Raw genomic sequence first — 12,840 nt, 5'->3', positions numbered from 1 at the left:
CTTTCCCCCACGGAGGACTTCATGAGGCGAACCGTCCGGCCGGCCCTGCGCGCGGCGCTCGCCGCGGCCTGCGCGAGCGCCGCGCTGCTGGCCGCCGCGCCCGCGCCCGCGGCAGCCGCCGACCCGCCCCGGCCCACCGGCGTGCGGGTCGAGATACCCGGGCCGGAACACGGCGGCGACGCCGGATCCGGCCACACCCTGGTGCCCGCCGCCGGGCGGGCCAAGGCCGCGCCCCGCCTCTCCGAGGCCGCGCGCGCCGCCGACGGCCAGGTCACCAAGATGATCGACAGCGGCCCCACCGCGGACCGGCTCGACGTGGTCGTCATCGGCGACGGCTACACCGCCGGCGAACTGGACCGCTTCCACGCCGACGCCCGGGCCAAGTGGGCCGAGGTCACCGCCGTGGAGCCGTACACCACCTACCGCGAGCTCTTCAACGTCTGGACCGTGGACGCGGTCTCCGCCCAGTCCGGGGTCTCCGGCGACCCGGGCCCGGACACCGTCCGGGACACCGCGCTGGGCTCGTACTTCTGGTGCGAGTCCATCGAGCGGCTGCTGTGCGTGGACCAGCCCAAGGTCGACGCGTACGTCGCCAAGGCGCCCGCCGCGGACCTGGTCATCGTCCTGGCCAACAGCGCCAAGTACGGCGGCGCGGGATACAACGAGCCCAGCGCCACCCTCGGCTACGAGGGCATCTCCACCGCCTCCTCCGGCCACCCCAAGTCCGGGCAGGTCGCCATCCACGAGACCGGCCACTCCCTCGGCAAGCTCGCCGACGAGTACTTCTACCCCGGCGTCCCCGGCTACGAGAAGTACACCGGACGCGAGCCCGCCGACCCCAACACCTCCACCCTCGACGCCTCCCGGATGGCGGCGCAGCGGGCCAAGTGGTACCGCTGGCTCGGCGAGACCTCGCCCGACGGCGGCACCGTCGGCGCGTACGAGGGCGGCGGCTACTACGTCACCGGCCTCTACCGGCCCACCGACAACTCCCTGATGCGGGTCCTCGGCAAGCCCTTCAACCTCCCCGGAGCCGAGGCGATGACCATCGGCTTCCACCGGCACGCCCGCCTGGCCACCCCGCTCACCCCCACCGACCGCACCCTGCGGCTGCGGCACACCGCCAGGGCGGCCGTCCCCCGCCTCCACGGGCCCGACGGACGCCAGTTGGAGGTCCGCTGGTACCTCGACGGCCGCGAGCTCAAGCGGTTCGCGGGACGCACCGAGGTCCGGGTGGCCGAGCTGTGGCTGCTCGACCTGCGCGGCCACGAGCTGTCGGTGAGCGTCGCCGACCGCACCCCCTCGGTCCGCGACCCCGAGGCCGCCCGCGCCCTGACCTCCACGCTCACCTGGGACGTCCGGCTCTGACCTCGCGCAGCCGGGACTTCCTCAACTTACCTTCGGAACAGGGGGCTTGGGGAAGGTGAGGGAGTCCCAGAGGCCGCAGTGGTGCGCGGCCGCCACGTCGACCGGGCGGATCCCGCCCGGACCCGGCGCCAGCTCCAGCACCGAGGGGGTGCCCGACGCGAACCGGGGCCAGGCGGGGGCGCCCGGCGCGTCCGGCGAACCGGTGCGGGCGAAACGCGTCCAGTAGCCCGTCATCCGCCCGGACAGGGCGCGCTGCGGCTCCGTCAGGTCGACCGTCGCGAACAGGTAGGGCAGTTCGAAGCCGTGCGCCGCCCCGAACGGGAAGCCCGCGAGCTCGGGCAGCCCCAGGAAGTTGGGCGCCCCGCCGTCGCTGAAGAGGTAGCCGTACGCCGGCACGTGCCGGGCCAGCGCCCGGCCGTCCCGCAGCGTCGGACAGGTGAAGGAGGCGTCGGAGAGCAGGGCGGCCCAGGCCAGCGCGGGCGTCGCGAAGGCGCCCGCCGGATAGGCCGCCGCCACGGCGGGGGCCGCCGCGCCGAAGGACCTCCGCAGCCGCTCCCGGTAGCCCTCCTCCCCGTCCACGGGGTACACCGCCAGTGCCTGCGAGAGGAAGAGCCGCATCTCGTCGCGGTTGCTGCCCTGCATCACCGGCACCCGGTGGAACCGCCCCGCCGCCAGCGCCCGGACCGGCTCCAGCGGCAGCAGCGCGTTGCCGTACGCGACCCCGGAGAACCGCTCCGTCAGCTCGGCCGTCAGCAGCCGGCCCGTGTCCAGCCCGCGCAGGCAGTCCAGCACCTTGCCCGCCGGCCGGCCGCCGCAGCCGAGGGAGGCCGCCGCCGCCACGCCGGCCGAGACCGTGCGCTCCTCGGGCACGAAGGGCTCGTACGTCCCCAGCGTCGGCAGTACCGAGTACGGCGGCATCGTCGTCGAGCAGGAGCCGCTCTGCACGATCGCCCGGTGGAAGAGGCCCGCCGAGGCGGGGGAGACCAGGTGCGCGCAGACACTGAGCGCGCCCGCCGACTCCCCGAAGACGGTGACCCGCCCCGGATCACCGCCGAAGCCGGCCGCGTTCGCCCGCACCCAGCGCAGTGCCGCCTGCTGGTCGGCGAGCCCGAAGTCCGGTGCGCCGCCCAGCTCCGGGTGGCCGAAGAAGCCGAAGACGCCGAGCCGGTAGTTGACCGTGACCACCACCGCGCCGCCCGCCACCGCCAGCGGCTCCGGCCGGTACGCGTCCCCCGACCCGTAGCGGAAACCGCCGCCGTGGAACCACACCATCACCGGCCGGGCCCGCCCCGGCCCCGCCGGGGCGGTGACGTTCAGGAACAGGCAGTCCTCCGAGCCGCCCGGGCCGCCCGGCCCGAACGCGGGCAGCTGCGCGCAGCGCGCCCCCGGCGCCCCGGCGTCGAGCACCCCCGCCCGCCGCGGTGCGGGCCGCGGCGGGCGCCAGCGCAGCGGACCGGTCGGCGCCGCCGCGTACGGGATTCCCCCGAACGTGTCGTACTCCCCGTGCGTACGGCCCCGTACGGGCCCCTCGGCGGTCCGTACGACCGGCCGCTCGCCGGCTCCGGCCACCGCCACGGCGGCGGGCGGCCCCGAACCGGCGGCGCAGAGCATGAGCAGGACCAGCGCGGGCAGCAGCGCGCCCACCAGCCCGCGGTGGATGCGCCCGTTGCGGGCGGAACTGGGATCCGGCACGGCTGCGCCCCTCCTCGACGAGTCGGTCGGGCCACTGTGCGCGCCGCCGTCACCCCCGGCCCGCCTTGGCACCGGCGTGTCCGGCGCGGGGTGCGGACACGCCGGGGAGCCCCCCGTTTGCCCGCCCCGAATGGCGCAGTCGTGGCCGGTGCCGCTGAATGTAACAAAGCGTGCGATTCCCATGACGCACGATGACCGGCGCGCGATGTGTAGACCCGCGCGTCGGCGAACGGAGCTTTCCATGAATGACCCCAGCACCCTCGCGGCGACGGACCACGGCGACCGCGACGGGCTCCCCGCCACCCCGGACCCCACCGCCGGCCCCGCGACCCCCGCACCCGACGCCGCCCCGGACCTGCCGGCCGCCGGCCCGGCCCCCGCCGGGCCGGACCGCGAGCCCCGCCCCGACCCGCACCCCGCCCCGCACCCCGAGCCGATCCGCACCCTGCTGGAGACGGCGGCCACCTGCCGCCCCGTCGAGGAGGTCACCGCGCTGGTCAGCCTCCTGAAGGAGACCGGCCGGCTCGACAGCCCGGGGCACGACGCGCTCCGCGCCGCCGCCGTCACCCGGCCCGTCGACGACGTCCGCCACATGGTCGCCCTGCTGGGCGAGCACCCCCTGGAGGAGGCCGAGGCCGACATCACCCTGCGGGCGGCGGCCGTCGGCCGGCCCATCGAGGACGTGGCCCTGCTGGCCAGCATCCTCGGCCCCGACGGCACCCCCCGCACGGACCGGCCCCCCGGGCGCGCGGCCCTGCCGCCCCCAGCGCAGGACCCGCCGGCGGCGGCACCCGCGCCGGAGCCGGTGCGGGCCCCCGCCGACCCGGTGCCCGCGGCCGTCGCCGCGCCGGCGCGGCCCGAGGCGGACCGGATGACGCCAGAAGCGGACCGGGCGCCCGCCGCGACGGACCGGGTGCCCGCCGCCGCAACGGCGCCGGGCGCGCTGGGCCACGTACTGCGCTGGCCGACCGCCGCCGCGCTGCTGCTGTGCGGGGTCCTCCACCTCCCCGGCAACCTGGCCCGGCCCCCGGCGCCCGAGTCCCTGGCACCGCTCGCGGTGTCCCTGCTCTGCCTGGCACTCGGAGCCCTGCTGGCCGTACGCGACACCCCCGCGGTCTGGCGGTCGGCGGCGGTGGCCGCGCTCGCCGTGGTCACCCTGCACGTCGTGGGCGGCCTGGTGTTCTTCGACCCGCTCGACGGCGCGCTCGGCGGCCCGTACGAGTGGTCCGGGGTCACCGCCGTGCTCTGCGCCGGCGCCGGGGCGGTCCTGGCCGGCCTGGCCCTGAAGTACCGCCGCCCGTCCGCCGGCACCGGAGGCTGACCCGCCCCTGACGCACCCGACGGGGCCCCGGCCGCTCACCGCGCGGCCGGGGCCCCGTCCCGTCCACCCCCTATGGCCCGGTCCAGGCGAGCAGCCGGCCGGCGGGCCAGGTGTTGACCACCCGTTCCTCCGGCACCCCGCACTCCGCCGCCCGTTCGCAGCCCAGGATCTGCCAGTCCAGCTGGCCCGGGGCGTGCGCGTCGGTGTCGACCGCGAAGAGGGTGCCCGCCGCGACGGCCAGCCGCAGCAGCCGCCGGGGCGGGTCGAGGCGCTCGGGGCGGCTGTTGATCTCCACGGCCGTGCCGGACTCCGCGCACGCCGCGAAGACCGCCTCGGCGTCGAAGACGGACTCGGGGCGGGTCCGGCCCGTCACCAGCCGCCCCGTGCAGTGCCCGAGGACGTCCAGCAACGGGTTGCGCACGGCCTTGAGCAGCCGTCGCGTCATGGCGGACGACTCCATCCGCAGCTTCGAGTGGACGGATCCCACCACCAGGTCGAGCCGCTCCAGCAGCTCGGGCTCCTGGTCGAGCGAGCCGTCGGGGAGGATGTCGCACTCGATGCCGGTGAGCAGCCGGAACGGGGCCCACTCCCCGTTCAGCTCGGCCACCACCCGCAGCTGCTCGCGCAGCCGCTCCGGCGACAGCCCCCGGGCGACCTTCAGGCTCGGCGAGTGGTCCGTCAGCACCGCCCACTCGTGCCCCAGGGCCGCGGCGGCCCGCCCCATCGCCCCGATCGGGCTCCCGCCGTCGGACCAGTCCGAGTGCAGGTGGCAGTCCCCGCGCAGGGCGGCGCGCAGCGCGGTGGCGGCCGGCGACGCGGGCGGGCCCTGCGGCATCGCCGCGGCCTCCTCCTCCAGGGCGCCCAGGTACTCGGGGATCCCGCCGGCCAGCGCCTCGCGCACCACCTTGGCGGTCTTGGGGCCGATGCCCTTGACCGCCTCCAGGGATCCGGCCGCGGCCCGCTCGGCGGTCTCCCGCCCGCCCAGGTGCGCCACGGCCGCCGCGGCCGTACGGAAGGCCCGCACCCGGTAGGTCGGTGCCTGCGCGCGCTCCAGCAGGAACGCGATCCGGTCCAGTGCCGCCACCGGGTCCATGGCCCACCTCCTCCCGGACCCAGTCTCCCCGCGGGTCCGGGGACCGGCGAGCGGACCCGTCAGCGCGTCCCGCCCTCGGGCCCGGGCGGCACGACCCGTTCCGTCAGGGTGAACAGGGCGCCGTCCGGGTCGCGGAGCAGGAGGGAGCGCCCGGTGCCGTCCGAGGTGATCACCGATACGGTGCGCCCGCCGAGGTCGAGTGCCGACTCGACGGCCGAATCCAGGTCCGGCACCCGGAAGTGCACGTACCAGCCGGGCCGCGCGTGCGGGGTGTAGGCACCCGGCTCGACGGGGCCGCTGTCCAGCCGGGCCACGGGCTCCCCGCCCTGCCGCAGGACGACCCGCTCCTCCTCGTAGGAGACCTCGCAGCACCCCTCGCGCCCCGTGGCCCACTCCAGCACCTCGCCGTAGAACAGCGCGGCGTCGAAGGCGTTCCGGGTCCGCAGCTCCAGCCAGGCCGGGGCCGGTCCGACGCCCACGCGCCAGCCCGAGGAGACGGGCCCCTGCCAGACCCCGAAGACCGCGCCGTCCGGGTCGGCGACCAGCGCGGCCCGCCCGCCCCCGGGGAAGGAGACGGGTCCCACCGCCACCGTCCCGACGCGCTCGCGGATCCGGGAGGCCGCCACGTCCACGTCGTCGACCGCGAAGTACGGGGTCCAGGCCACCGCCACCGCCAGATCCGTGGCCAGCGCCCCGATCCCGGCGACCGGTACGCCGTCCAGCACGGCCACCGAGAAGGCCGAGCCCAGCCGGGCCCGGCGGAAGCTCCACCCCACGACCGCCGCGTAGAAGCGCTGGGACGCCTCCAGGTCGCGGGCCATCAGACTCACCCAGCAGGGAGCCCCGAAGACGTCCTTCGCAGAAAGTTCCACACCACAAGGAGTAGCGTCCGCGCCCCCTCGCCGCAGCGCAGGCGCGCCCGCAGGTCACCACCAGTACGCGGGGTACCTCGGAGCGGTGCGGCGGATGCGGGAACCGGCGTAACCGGTGAGGACCAGCAGCAGGGCCGACCCGAAGAGCAGCGGGACGAACCGGGCGGGCTCCGGGGTCTGGAGCACCGTCACCACGGCGGTGGCCACCGCCGGGGAGTGCGGGGTGCGGGCCAGCGTCAGCAGGGCCAGGGTGAGCCCGGCCGCCAGGGCCGCCGCCCAGGCGCTGCTGCCCGCCACGGCCAGGACCGCGAAACCGGCCGCCGCGCCGATCAGGTGCCCGATGACCACCCCGCGCGGCTGGGCCAGCGGCAGGGTGGGGGCGCTGTGCACCAGCGCGGCGCTCGCGGCCAGCGGGGGTATCAGGACCGGCTCGTGGATCATCGCGCCGATCCCGACGAGCCCCAGCAGCACGGTGGTCGCGGCGCTGACGCTGTGGACGGCGGCGGCCGCGCTCGGCCGGGCGGGGGCCCGGGGCGTGATCAGCCGCTTGCGCGGGGAGGGGACGGGAGCGGGGGGCGGAGCGTCGGCGGTGGTGCTGGGGTGCATGCGGGGGCAGGTTTCCGGTACGGGCGGGGCAGGGAGGCAGGAGTGGCCACGCCCGGACCGTGATCGACCGCCGGCCGGGCCTCGCGTCCGGTCCGGGTGAGGACGGCGCAATCCGGACACGACCCTATAGCCCGGGCGTCCGGCGGCAGCCGTCGGGGGTGCGGCCCGGGGAACCCAGGCAGTCGGGGTGAAAACAGCGGATGGGCCGGAAACAGTCGGCCGTGATCGTGTATGACTGCGGAGGCACGAGCCCCCGGCAGGGAAGGACCAGCAATGACGACGCACCCCCGTCTCGCCGGGATCCTCACCGACCTCGACGCGGTGATCGCCGAAGCCCCCGCCGACGCCACCGGCGCCCTGTGGCGGCTGACCGGCACCGGGCGCGGCCTGGACTCCAACCTGATCCGGCTGCGTCCCGGAACGGCCATCGCGGAGCACGCCGAGCCCGCCCTCGACGTCCTGCTCGTCGTGGTGGAGGGCGGTGGCCGGATCGACACCGAGGACGGCCCGCAGCGGCTGCGCCCGCACACCGCCTGCTGGCTCGCGCGCGGTGCCCGGCGCTCCCTGACCGCCGGTCCGCAGGGGCTGACGTACCTCACCGTCCACACCCGGCGCCCCGGCCTCGGGATCGGGACCGGCACCGCCGGGGGCGGGGAGACGGCGTGCCTGCTGCACCGGGTCTGCCCCGACTGCGGCCGGCTCGCCACGGAGTCCGGCGCCCGCTACTGCGCCCGCTGCGGCACCGCCCTGCCGGACTGACGCCGCCGCAGCCGTCCGGACCCGTCGGCTCCGCCGGACGCCGGGAGGCCCGGTCAGGGACGGCGGCCCGGACGCGCCCGTCCGGGCCGCGCACCGCCGTTCGGCGGTCCCGGACGCCACTGACCCCCTACGCTCGGAGCGGACTCCCGGCCCCTTCCCGGAAGGCAGGTCCCCATGCCCAGCACCCAGGTTCCCGTCATCGACCTCGGGCCGTGGCGCTCCGGCGACCCTGCCGCCCGCGCCCGGACCGCCGCCCGCGTCGACGAGGCGCTCCAGGCGGCCGGCTTCCTGCTGGTCACCGGGCACGGGGTGGACCCGGAGCTGCCCGCCCGGATCCGGGAGGCCGCCCGCACCTTCTTCAGGCTGCCGCCGGAGGCGAAGGAGCCGTACGCGGTCAGCGTCGGCGGGCGCGGCTGGCTCGGCCCCGGCGCGGAGGCCAACAGCTACGCGGAGGGGACGGCCTCGCCGCCCGACCTGAAGGAGTCCTGGTCCTTCGCCGCCGAGGACCCGACCGGGGTGCCCTCGGTGGACGCCGAGTGGTTCCGCCCCAACACCTGGCCCGCCGAGGTGCCGGGGCTTCGGCCGCCGGTGGCCGAGTACCTGGCCGCGATGCGGGCCCTCTCGGACGAACTGCTGGAGCTGCTGGCGGTGGCCCTGGCCCTGCCCGAGGACCACTTCACCCGCCACACCGGCCACCCCACCTGGGGGTTCAACGTCAACTGGTACCCGGGCGCCGAGGTGACCGGCGAGCCGCTGCCCGGGCAGTTCCGCATCGGGCCGCACACCGACTTCGGGACGGTGACCGTCCTGGACCGGGAGCCGGGCGCGGGCGGCCTCCAGATCCACACCGACGAAGGGGGCTGGCAGGACGCCCCCTGGGACCCGGCGGCGCTCACCGTCAACATCGGCGACCTGCTGGCCCGCTGGACGGGGGACCGCTGGCGGGCCGGCCGCCACCGGGTGCTGCCGCCGCCCGCGCACGCCCCGGCCGAGGAGCTGGTCTCGCTGGTCTACTTCTACGAGTGCGACGCGCACACCCGCGTCGAGTCCCTGCCCGCCCCGGTCGGCAGGGTGGCGCACGAGCCGGTCGACTCGCACGTCTACCTGCGCGCGAAGCTCGACGCCATCACGGTGCCCTGAGGCGGCCCGCGGCCCGGTCCGGGCGGGCCCGATTACCCCTGGTCGGACACCGTTCGGCAGGATGGGCGCATGACCGAGATCCGCACCCCCCGCCTCCTCCTCCGCCGCTGGACCGACGACGACCTCGTCCCCCTCTCGGAGATCAACGCAGACCCGGACGTGATGCGCTGGATCGGCGAAGGCGACGAGCTCGACCTGGAGCAGACCGCCGAGGCCATCGAGCGCTGGGAGGAGGAGTGGGACGACGAGGGCTTCGGCCTGTTCGCCGTCGAGCTCCTCGCCTCCGGCGAGCTGATCGGCGCCGTGGGGCTGTCCGCCGCGGACGACCTGCCCGAGACGCGGCACCAGGTCCAGATCAGCTGGCGCCTGGGCCGGGCCTTCTGGGGGCAGGGCTACGCCTCCGAAGCGGCCCAGGCCACCCTGGAGTTCGCCCTCCAGGACCGCGGCCTGGACCGGGTCGTCGCCGTCAACCGGGTCGGCAACGAAGAGTCCGCGAACGTGATCCGCAAGCTCGGCATGGAGAGCGACGGGGAGACCTCCGACCCGGAGACCGGGGCCCGGCTCACCCTCCACAGCATCGACCTCACCGAGTACGAGGGCTGAGCCGTCCCAAAGCCGGACTTTGGCAAGCCATAAGATCCGATTATGGGGTCATAACCCGGGGGCGGGTGCCGGGTTAGGGTGGCCTTAGTTTAGGGTTTCCTTGATCAGTCAGATTGTCGGTCGAAGGGAACCCAGTCATGCCTCGCTCTCTGCGGGTAGCAATCGTCGGTGCCGGCCCCGCCGGAATCTACGCGGCCGACGCGCTGCTGAAGTCCGAGGCGGCGGCCGACCCCGGCGTGTCCATCGACCTCTTCGAGCGGATGCCCGCGCCGTTCGGCCTGATCCGCTACGGAGTCGCCCCCGACCACCCGCGCATCAAGGGCATCATCACCGCCCTGCACCAGGTGCTCGACAAGCCGCAGGTCCGCCTCTTCGGCAACGTCGACTACCCGAACGACATCTCGCTCGACGAGCTGCACGCCTTCTACGACGCCGTCGTCTTCTCCACCGGCGCCACCGCGGACCGCGCGCTCAGCATCCCGGGCGTCGACCTCGACGGCTCCTACGGCGCGGCCGACTTCGTCTCCTGGTACGACGGCCACCCCGACGTACCGCGCACCTGGCCGCTGGAGGCCGAGAAGGTCGCCGTCCTCGGCGTCGGCAACGTCGCCCTCGACGTCGCCCGCATCCTCGCCAAGACCGCCGACGAGCTGCTCCCGACCGAGATCCCGCCGAACGTCCACGACGGCCTCAAGGCGAACAAGGCGCTGGAGGTCCACGTCTTCGGCCGCCGCGGCCCGGCCCAGGCGAAGTTCAGCCCGATGGAGCTGCGCGAGCTCGACCACTCGCCCAACATCGAGGTCATCGTCAACCCCGAGGACATCGAGTACGACGAGGGCTCGATCGCCGAGCGGCGCAAGAACAAGCAGACCGACATGGTCGCCAAGACCCTGGAGAACTGGGCGATCCGCGACGTCGGCGACCGCCCCCACAAGCTGTTCCTGCACTTCTTCGAGTCGCCGTCCGAGATCCTCGGCGAGGACGGCAAGGTCGTCGGCCTGCGCACCGAGCGCACCGAGCTGGACGGCACCGGCAACGTCAAGGGCACCGGCCGGTTCACCACCTGGGACGTCCAGTCCGTCTACCGGGCCGTCGGCTACCTCTCCGACGAACTGCCCAAGCTGCCCTGGGACGTGGAGTCCGGCACGGTGCCCGACGAGGGCGGCCGCGTCATCGAGAACGGCGAGCACCTCGCCTCGACGTACGTCACCGGGTGGATCCGGCGCGGCCCGATCGGCCTGATCGGCCACACCAAGGGCGATGCGAACGAGACCGTCGCCAACCTGCTGGCCGACCACGCCGAGGGGCGCCTGCTCACCCCCGCCACCCCCGAGCCGGAGGCGGTCGAGGCCTTCCTCGCCGAGCGGCGGGTCCGCTACACGACCTGGGACGGCTGGTACAGGCTGGACGCCGCCGAGAAGGCGCTGGGTGAGCCGCAGGGCCGTGAGCGCGTGAAGATCGTGGAGCGCGAGGAGATGCTCGGGGCGAGCGGCGCGTGAGACACCGGTGGGGCCCGCCGCCGGCGGGCCCCACCGGTGTGTCCGGGGTCAGTCCCGGATCGCGGTGATCTTCCTGGTCGCCAGGTCGGCCTGTACGTGGACCGTGGTGGTGGTGTTGCCGCTCCAGGTCAGGGTGACCGCGGCGTTGGTCTTGCCCATCCCGCTGTCGACGGACGTCACCTTCCACTTGAGCGGCACGTTCTGGGCGCGCAGCACCCCGTCCGCGTGGTTGGCGTCCTCCCACTGCCCCAGCTCCCGCTGGAGGGGCTCGGAGAGGTAGAAGGCGCGCAGCCGGTCGGACGTGGCGCCGTCCCCGTCGTACACCGCGTCGATGTACGAGCCGTAGAAGTCGGCGATCCGGGTGAACGCCCCTTCCGGGCTGCCGGAGACGGACGGCGGCGCGGCCGCGGTCGCGGACGTGCCGGCGGCGAGGGCGAAGGAGAGGGCGGCCGCCCCCGCGGTGGCCGCGAGGGCGATGGACGTGACGCGCTTGGTCGGGAACTGGAGCATCGGTCGGTACCTTTCCCCGGGATACACGTGCCGGTACGGTTCCCGGCTGCCCCGGATGACGGGGGCCGGCCGCCAGCCGGTTCTACTTGTCCGGGAAATGGCGAGATTTCGCCCGTACGGGCGATCCGTGCCCTTCGGTCCGCGCGGCAGCGGAATGCGGCGGCCCTGCCGGAGGTTGCCACGGACGCGACATCCGACTCCGTACGCACTGGAGGGCTCATGAAGATCGGCATCATCGGCGCCGGCAACATCGGCGGCAACCTCACCCGCCGGCTCACCTCGCTCGGTCACCAGGTCTCCGTCGCGAACTCCCGGGGCCCGCGGACCCTCACGGCCCTCGCCGAGGAGACCGGCGCCACCCCCGTCACCGTCGCCGAAGCGGCGCGCGGTGCAGAGATCGTGGTGGTTACCATCCCCTTCAAGAACATCCCCGACCTGCCCGCCGGACTCTTCGACGGGGCGGCCGAGGGCTTCGCCGTCATCGACACCGGCAATTACTACCCGAAGCGCCGCGACGGCCGGATCTCCGGCGTCGAGGACGAGGGTCTGACCGAGAGCCGCTGGACCGAACGCCATCTGGGGCACCCGGTGGTCAAGGCGTTCAACGGTACCTACGCGGCCGACATCATCGACCGCCCGCGGCCCGCCGGGCACCCGGAGCGGATCGCGGTCCCCGTCGCCGGCGACCACGAGGAGGCCAAGAAGGCGGTCCGCGCGCTCATCGACGAGCTCGGCTTCGACACCGTCGACGCGGGCGGCCTCGACGAGTCCTGGCGCCAGCAGCCCGACACCCCCGTCTACGGGCTGCGCGGCGGCGTGGAGGCCGTGACCCGGGCCCTGGCCGAGGCCTCGCCCGTCCGCACGGACGAGTTCCGCGGCTGATTTCCGTACACCCGATCGACGTAACGCTCTGCATTTATGCAGTGCCCCTGTGCTACGGTCCTTGCAGTTGCAGGTGTGGTTCCCAGAGATCTTCGGACGGGGTCAATCATCACGGCGACGCCGGGTCCGCACAGTGCGGCTCCGGGTACGGCCCCGAAGGAGAATCGATATGGCGTCCGGCACCGTGAAGTGGTTCAACGCGGAAAAGGGCTTCGGCTTCATCGAGCAGGACGGCGGCGGCGCCGACGTGTTCGCCCACTACTCGAACATCGCCACCCAGGGCTACCGCGAGCTCCAGGAGGGCCAGAAGGTGAACTTCGACGTCACCCAGGGCCAGAAGGGCCCGCAGGCCGAGAACATCGTGCCCGCCTGACCCTTCGGCAGACCCCCGCTCGACCCCGAGCGGCGGGGGGGGGGGGGGGGGGGGGGGGGGGGGGGGGGGGGGGGGGGGGGGGGGGGGGGGGGGGGGGGGGGGGGGGGGGGGGGGGGGGGGGG

Annotated in this window: 13 protein-coding genes; 8 read left to right on the top strand and 5 right to left on the bottom strand. The window is 75.1% G+C overall.

The genetic code is table 11. The annotated features are described in order from the left end of the window. Positions 1–21: 21 nt before the first annotated feature. On the top strand, positions 22–1,368 hold the full coding sequence (locus ACZ7IF_RS01120) for a M64 family metallopeptidase (protein WP_470961113.1): 1,347 nt from the start codon (positions 22–24) through the stop codon (positions 1,366–1,368). Positions 1,369–1,389: 21 nt separating this feature from the next. On the opposite strand, the gene ACZ7IF_RS01115 is transcribed toward ACZ7IF_RS01120, so the two are convergent. Then, positions 1,390–3,060: a carboxylesterase/lipase family protein gene (locus ACZ7IF_RS01115; RefSeq protein WP_470961111.1), complete on the bottom strand. Its 1,671-nt coding sequence runs from the start codon at positions 3,058–3,060 to the stop codon at positions 1,390–1,392. Between the two features lie 241 nt (positions 3,061–3,301). Between ACZ7IF_RS01115 and ACZ7IF_RS01110 the strand changes: the two genes are divergently transcribed. Continuing rightward, positions 3,302–4,381 (top strand): hypothetical protein, encoded by a 1,080-nt coding sequence (locus ACZ7IF_RS01110; RefSeq protein ID WP_470961109.1) that lies wholly within the window; start codon positions 3,302–3,304, stop codon positions 4,379–4,381. 70 nt (positions 4,382–4,451) lie between these two features. On the opposite strand, the gene ACZ7IF_RS01105 is transcribed toward ACZ7IF_RS01110, so the two are convergent. The 3 genes from ACZ7IF_RS01105 to ACZ7IF_RS01095 form a co-directional block, all read right to left on the bottom strand. After that, positions 4,452–5,474, bottom strand: coding sequence for a PHP domain-containing protein (locus tag ACZ7IF_RS01105; RefSeq protein WP_470961107.1), 1,023 nt, complete (start codon positions 5,472–5,474; stop codon positions 4,452–4,454). A gap of 59 nt (positions 5,475–5,533) precedes the next feature. Then, positions 5,534–6,295 carry a VOC family protein gene (locus ACZ7IF_RS01100; RefSeq protein ID WP_470962274.1) on the bottom strand — a complete coding sequence of 254 codons (762 nt, stop codon included), beginning with the start codon at positions 6,293–6,295 and terminating at the stop codon, positions 5,534–5,536. Positions 6,296–6,400: 105 nt separating this feature from the next. Continuing rightward, on the bottom strand, positions 6,401–6,952 hold the full coding sequence (locus tag ACZ7IF_RS01095; RefSeq protein ID WP_470961105.1) for an HPP family protein: 552 nt from the start codon (positions 6,950–6,952) through the stop codon (positions 6,401–6,403). A 273-nt stretch (positions 6,953–7,225) separates the two neighbouring features. Between ACZ7IF_RS01095 and ACZ7IF_RS01090 the strand changes: the two genes are divergently transcribed. The 4 genes from ACZ7IF_RS01090 to ACZ7IF_RS01075 all read left to right on the top strand — a co-directional run bounded on the left by ACZ7IF_RS01090 (position 7,226) and on the right by ACZ7IF_RS01075 (position 10,953). Further along, positions 7,226–7,711 carry a hypothetical protein gene (locus ACZ7IF_RS01090; RefSeq protein WP_470961103.1) on the top strand — a complete coding sequence of 162 codons (486 nt, stop codon included), beginning with the start codon at positions 7,226–7,228 and terminating at the stop codon, positions 7,709–7,711. Positions 7,712–7,885: 174 nt separating this feature from the next. After that, complete coding sequence (locus ACZ7IF_RS01085; RefSeq protein ID WP_470961101.1) at positions 7,886–8,851, top strand: isopenicillin N synthase family dioxygenase; 966 nt, start codon at positions 7,886–7,888, stop codon at positions 8,849–8,851. 69 nt (positions 8,852–8,920) lie between these two features. Beyond that, a complete protein-coding gene (locus ACZ7IF_RS01080) occupies positions 8,921–9,454 on the top strand; it encodes a GNAT family N-acetyltransferase (RefSeq protein ID WP_470961099.1) in 534 nt (177 codons plus the stop codon). 137 nt (positions 9,455–9,591) lie between these two features. Beyond that, complete coding sequence (locus ACZ7IF_RS01075) at positions 9,592–10,953, top strand: FAD-dependent oxidoreductase (RefSeq protein WP_470961097.1); 1,362 nt, start codon at positions 9,592–9,594, stop codon at positions 10,951–10,953. A gap of 48 nt (positions 10,954–11,001) precedes the next feature. On the opposite strand, the gene ACZ7IF_RS01070 is transcribed toward ACZ7IF_RS01075, so the two are convergent. Beyond that, on the bottom strand, positions 11,002–11,463 hold the full coding sequence (locus ACZ7IF_RS01070; protein WP_470961095.1) for a hypothetical protein: 462 nt from the start codon (positions 11,461–11,463) through the stop codon (positions 11,002–11,004). A gap of 219 nt (positions 11,464–11,682) precedes the next feature. On the opposite strand from ACZ7IF_RS01070, the gene ACZ7IF_RS01065 reads away from it, so the two are divergent. Together ACZ7IF_RS01065 and ACZ7IF_RS01060 are read left to right on the top strand one after the other, a co-directional pair. Next, complete coding sequence (locus ACZ7IF_RS01065; RefSeq protein ID WP_470961093.1) at positions 11,683–12,345, top strand: NADPH-dependent F420 reductase; 663 nt, start codon at positions 11,683–11,685, stop codon at positions 12,343–12,345. A 169-nt stretch (positions 12,346–12,514) separates the two neighbouring features. Beyond that, a complete protein-coding gene (locus ACZ7IF_RS01060) occupies positions 12,515–12,718 on the top strand; it encodes a cold-shock protein (RefSeq protein WP_007268031.1) in 204 nt (67 codons plus the stop codon). Positions 12,719–12,840 lie beyond the last annotated feature (122 nt).

The organism is Streptomyces sp. NPDC037421, assembly GCF_055602105.1.
This window is presented reverse-complemented; position numbering and strand designations above follow the sequence as displayed.

What these genes read in the sequence shown, in the direction of transcription:
- ACZ7IF_RS01120 (WP_470961113.1), top strand. Translation starts at nt 22, where the DNA reads ATGAGGCGAACCGTCCGGCCGGCCCTGCGCGCGGCGCTCGCCGCGGCC.
- ACZ7IF_RS01110 (WP_470961109.1), top strand. Translation starts at nt 3,302, where the DNA reads ATGAATGACCCCAGCACCCTCGCGGCGACGGACCACGGCGACCGCGAC.
- ACZ7IF_RS01105 (WP_470961107.1), bottom strand. Translation starts at nt 5,474, where the DNA reads ATGGACCCGGTGGCGGCACTGGACCGGATCGCGTTCCTGCTGGAGCGC.
- ACZ7IF_RS01100 (WP_470962274.1), bottom strand. Translation starts at nt 6,295, where the DNA reads ATGGCCCGCGACCTGGAGGCGTCCCAGCGCTTCTACGCGGCGGTCGTG.
- ACZ7IF_RS01095 (WP_470961105.1), bottom strand. Translation starts at nt 6,952, where the DNA reads ATGCACCCCAGCACCACCGCCGACGCTCCGCCCCCCGCTCCCGTCCCC.
- ACZ7IF_RS01090 (WP_470961103.1), top strand. Translation starts at nt 7,226, where the DNA reads ATGACGACGCACCCCCGTCTCGCCGGGATCCTCACCGACCTCGACGCG.
- ACZ7IF_RS01085 (WP_470961101.1), top strand. Translation starts at nt 7,886, where the DNA reads ATGCCCAGCACCCAGGTTCCCGTCATCGACCTCGGGCCGTGGCGCTCC.
- ACZ7IF_RS01080 (WP_470961099.1), top strand. Translation starts at nt 8,921, where the DNA reads ATGACCGAGATCCGCACCCCCCGCCTCCTCCTCCGCCGCTGGACCGAC.
- ACZ7IF_RS01075 (WP_470961097.1), top strand. Translation starts at nt 9,592, where the DNA reads ATGCCTCGCTCTCTGCGGGTAGCAATCGTCGGTGCCGGCCCCGCCGGA.
- ACZ7IF_RS01070 (WP_470961095.1), bottom strand. Translation starts at nt 11,463, where the DNA reads ATGCTCCAGTTCCCGACCAAGCGCGTCACGTCCATCGCCCTCGCGGCC.
- ACZ7IF_RS01065 (WP_470961093.1), top strand. Translation starts at nt 11,683, where the DNA reads ATGAAGATCGGCATCATCGGCGCCGGCAACATCGGCGGCAACCTCACC.
- ACZ7IF_RS01060 (WP_007268031.1), top strand. Translation starts at nt 12,515, where the DNA reads ATGGCGTCCGGCACCGTGAAGTGGTTCAACGCGGAAAAGGGCTTCGGC.